Here is a 4,158-nt window from a genome sequence, read left to right on the forward strand (position 1 = left end):
TACTCCCTGCTCGGCCCACAGGAACAAGAAAATCATCGTGATTGCCATCCTGACGTTGTGGCTCCTAAGAGCTGTAGCCACAAACTTAAAGGCATCTTTAAGGCTGGTTGCTGGGGCAGGGTGCTCCTCATCCACAGGAACCGTGAGGTTGTGCTACTTGATCCAGCCGTACACCCGGTCCTGGTTTTTCTTGTTGCCCAGGATTACTTGGAGTATCATGATTGGCACGCCAATCAAAGGAACAAAGAGAAAAGCTTCCCTCCAGCCTGCAACCGCCCTCAGCGAGGGGTGCCTGTACCCTTTTTCGATTTTCGTGTACGCGGCGCGGCTGAGCCCTGCCCGGCGGGCGAGCTCGGCCTGGGTCAAACTGGCCCGCAATCGTGCTTGGCGCAAGGCAAGGCGCATTTTCTGCTTCTCCTTTTCAAGTTGCGTAATTTATGTGCCGCTAGGGAACATTATATGTGTTCCATTAGAAACTTGTAGACAAGGTGAGAAACAGGATAGAGTTTCTAAGAGAAACCTTTGGGGGGCGGTCGCATGAATCGGTTCGGGGAGACATTAAAGAGGTTGCGGGAACAGATGGACCTTCGACAGAACGACCTGGCGGAGATGGCCGGAGTTGAGCGCTCAACCGTTGCCAACTGGGAACGCGGAGCGAAGCAGCCGAGCTTGGACACTTTGGTGAGGCTGAGCGAAATTTTCGGTGTCTCGCTGGACGAACTTGTAGGTACGACAAGGGTGACCGCTCCCCTGCCCCCAGCGTGTTACTTTTCCCTGACTTCGGATCCGGTGGTAAAGCTCCTGGCCAAGCGAACCAGCGTTCCCGCTAAAGCCATCGCCGCTTTCATTGCAGCCTTCCATATTATGGGCAACAATTATGGGAAGCGACAACAATCCAAGAATTGCTAACGGCCCGTCAGGCTGGGCCGGGAGAGCCTGAATCTCTGCGGGGCGGCTACAGGACAAACACCTTCGCAAGGCTGTCTCCGGAGGGTTTAAGCCTGACTGAAGCACAATGAACAGTATGTTCCGGGCAGCATTCATATCCCTCTAGATTACGAGACCACATCCCGGGGATTTGTGTGCGCAGGCGGGCAGCGATTTCGTGACCAGGAGCATGGAGGATACCCCATCCACCAAACGGGCGGGGGTTGAGCAAGGGTTAAGCCAGGAGTTGCCCTTCGCCAAGACTCTAGCCGACCCGCGCGCATCAGCGCATTCGAGGGCGAGAAACCCGCCTCCATATACACAGAAGGCGGGTTTCTTAAAGGTCATAAGGCCTTTCGGGCTTTCAGAACATTGGTTAGCCTGGAGGCTAAGCTTTTTTCACCTGGCACAAGCCTTCCTTGAAGGCCGGAAAGCCGGAAATGGGGTCAAAGTGGCGGGCCACAATCTCGTTGACGTTGGCTTTGGCCCAACCATGGAAGACGTCAATTACCCCTGGCATGACTATATTGGTAACCTTGGCCTTCATCTTCACCTCTCCATGGGGCGAGGACAGCACCACCGGATCCCCATCCTTGATCCCCCGTTCGGCTGCATCCTTGGGATTCACCCTGACGATGGGTTCAGGCATAAACTGGTTTAACCAAGGCAGCTCCCGGAACTTGCTGTGGGTGTACATGGGCACCCGAGAGCCAGTGTTGAGAATGAGCGGGAACTCCTTGGCTAGATCGGGGGTGCTGATGGGGCTCTCCACCGGCTCCTTGTAAGTAGGCAGCGCATCGAAACCGTACTGGGCCAGGATGGTGGAGGCAATCTCCACTTTGCCGGTAGGGGTGGAGAAGCCAGGCTTTCCGTCCTTGCGAAGCAGGCCCAGCTCGTACTTGCGGAACTTGTCCGGGCCTGGAGGGGGGATAACCTTCCCTTCCGGCGCCCGCCGCAGATCGTCCACGGTTAGGTTCAGGGGCTTTAAGAGCTCGTTTAAGGCTGCTTCCTCGCTGCCGCCAAAGAGCTCAGCCCCAAGCCCCATCTTGGTCCCCAGCTCAAAGGCGATGGTCCAATCCCCCTTAGCCTCTCCCAGGGGCTTCACCACCGACTCGCGCAAATATATCTTGCGGCCAAATACCGCCAGCGGCGCCATCCGCTCATAGGGCATGGCGGCCGGGAGCACCATGTCCATAAAGTTGTGGGTCCAAGGCCGGATATAGTAGTCGGCCGCGGCGGAAAACTCCAGCTTCTCAATGGCCTTCTGGTATTCCTTAGTTTGCGGCCAAATCATGGCGTTGCCGCCAAACATCATCAGGGCTTTAATCTGGCCTTTCTCCACATATTCCGGAAGCCGGTTGACTTGAACCTCATGAATGAGATGGGCCCATACTGGGAAGTACTCCTTGTCCACTCGGCGGTCCTGAATCTTAGGAAAGAGGTCAGTTTCCCGGTTAAAGGCTGGGCTACCGGCAAAGAGATCAAAGGGCAGCGGGTAGGTGGGAATAACCACCCCGCCGGGGATATCGAAATTACCGGTTAAGGCCACCAAGGCCAGGATGGCCCGGTGGTTCTGCACTCCGTTGGAGCTGTGGGTGGTGGGGGAAGCGCTGCCGATCCAGGTGGCCGGCTTGGTGGTGGCCAAGAGCTTGGCCGCGGCCTCGATCTTCTCCGCCGGCACCCAAGTTATCTCCGCCGCCTTGGCCGGAGGAAAATCCTTGGCGTAAGCCTTGAGCTCTTCCCAGCCCTGCACCCATTTTTCAGCAAAACCTTGGTCGTAGAGGTTATCCCGAAAGATTACATGCAGCATCCCTAAAGCCAAAGCCCCGTCGGTGCCAGGGCGAAGCTGCAGGTGGATGTCGGCCAAATGGGCTACCGTGGGCGTCACCCGAGGGTCGACAATGATGAACTTTACTCCTTTGGCTTTGGCTGCCAAGAGCTTCCAGAAACCATAAGGCCCCGACCAAGCGGCATTTTGGCTCCAAATTAGGCAGGCCTTGGTGGCCGGCCCGGGCGGGTTACCTAGAGTCACCAAACCAAAGGTTAGCAAAGCTGCCATAGCCGGGGCTCGAAAGCAAGTAGAGCTTTCGTTACCATAGTTGGGGCTGCCGAAAGTGTAGGCCAACCGCTGCACCGCCGATCTGGGCTCCTTGGGGTCGCCCACATAAAAGAGCACTTTGTCGGCACCATACTGAGCCTTAATTTGATTGAGCTTGGTGGCGATGGTGCTATAAGCCTCGTCCCAGGAAATGCGCTGCCAGCCCGGATCGGGATCCCCCTTGGGCCGGGTCCTCTTGACCGGATAAAGCAAGCGCTCCGGGTCGTAGAGCTCCTGCAGCGTGGCTGCCCCTTTGGCGCAGATAGGGGAATTGGGGTAATTCTCCCGGGGCTCGATCCGAACCACCTTGCCCTCCTTGATGAAGGCCTTAATGCCGCACTTGGGAGTTTGATTGCAAGCATCACAATAGGTATAGGCGAACTTTTCCTCCCCCGGCTCTAGGCCGCCAGGAGCTTTTGCCCCCTGGCCCTGGCCGTCCTGGGCCCAAGCCTTTTGGGCCTTTCGGCTCCAAACTACCGGGCCAATGCCGGCCGCTGCCCCCATGATAGCCATGCCTTTAAGAAAAGCCCGCCGGGTTAGTTGCAATTCTTTCTTGTCTTTGGTCTTTTTTGCTGGCGCCATTTATTACACCCCCAAGTCCCGATACCATTTGGCGTGGTGGCTAGCGGCAAAGCTCCGGGAGACCGTACCCCGGATCATGCCCCAGATGCTTTCCCGAGAACGAGGGTGGAGCAGGCCCAGGTAGGCATGGCCGAGAATTATCCCGCCCAGCACTAGCGCCCCGGCCGCATGTAGCGGGTGGGCCCAAGCTACCACCTGGGGAGAAAAGCTATCCTGGTAGAGCATGATCCAGCCAGTAATGATCATCAGGAGAGAGCCAAGTATGGAGATAATCGAGTTTAGCTTCTGGCCAGCATTATATTTGCCCTGCTCGGGAAGCCTCACCGGCAGGACAAAAAACTCGCGGACAAAACCGCCGATAAAAGCATAATCATCCCGGCTCCAGCTGAAGCATTCCTTCAGCCACCGCCCCACCGTCCGGGGAGTGCCCAATACCAGGATCAGAACCGTCAGGAAGGTGAAAGGATAGGCCATAACGTGGTGGATGCGGCGGAAGATACCTAAACCCTCAGGGCCGAGCACATGCGCGAAGCTATAGAAAGCCAGACCAG

At 56.9% G+C, this 4,158-nt stretch carries 4 protein-coding genes; 1 reads left to right on the forward strand and 3 read right to left on the reverse strand.

Annotated elements, in window-relative coordinates; translation table 11 throughout:
- Window positions 1-153: 153 nt before the first annotated feature.
- On the reverse strand, window positions 154-405 hold the full coding sequence (locus H5U02_14345; GenBank protein ID MBC7343602.1) for a helix-turn-helix transcriptional regulator: 252 nt from the start codon (window positions 403-405) through the stop codon (window positions 154-156).
- Between the two features lie 132 nt (window positions 406-537).
- Here H5U02_14345 and H5U02_14350 point away from each other — a divergent pair, with 132 nt between their 5' ends.
- Complete coding sequence (locus H5U02_14350) at window positions 538-909, forward strand: helix-turn-helix transcriptional regulator (protein MBC7343603.1); 372 nt, start codon at window positions 538-540, stop codon at window positions 907-909.
- Between the two features lie 406 nt (window positions 910-1,315).
- Here the strand turns inward: H5U02_14350 and H5U02_14355 are convergent, their stop codons facing one another.
- Together H5U02_14355 and H5U02_14360 are read right to left on the reverse strand one after the other, a co-directional pair.
- Window positions 1,316-3,607, reverse strand: a complete 2,292-nt coding sequence (locus H5U02_14355; GenBank protein MBC7343604.1) for a molybdopterin-dependent oxidoreductase — start codon at window positions 3,605-3,607, stop codon at window positions 1,316-1,318.
- Between the two features lie 3 nt (window positions 3,608-3,610).
- Window positions 3,611-4,158: cytochrome b/b6 domain-containing protein (locus tag H5U02_14360; protein ID MBC7343605.1), on the reverse strand; the 548-nt coding region annotated here is incomplete at its 5' end.

This window comes from Clostridia bacterium (assembly GCA_014360065.1).
Taxonomy (GTDB): Bacteria; Bacillota; DSM-521; order Neomoorellales; family JACIYF01; genus JACIYF01.

Coding starts and splice junctions, on each gene's coding strand:
- H5U02_14345 (MBC7343602.1), bottom strand. CDS start 405: ATGCGCCTTGCCTTGCGCCAAGCACGATTGCGGGCCAGTTTGACCCAG.
- H5U02_14350 (MBC7343603.1), top strand. CDS start 538: ATGAATCGGTTCGGGGAGACATTAAAGAGGTTGCGGGAACAGATGGAC.
- H5U02_14355 (MBC7343604.1), bottom strand. CDS start 3,607: ATGGCGCCAGCAAAAAAGACCAAAGACAAGAAAGAATTGCAACTAACC.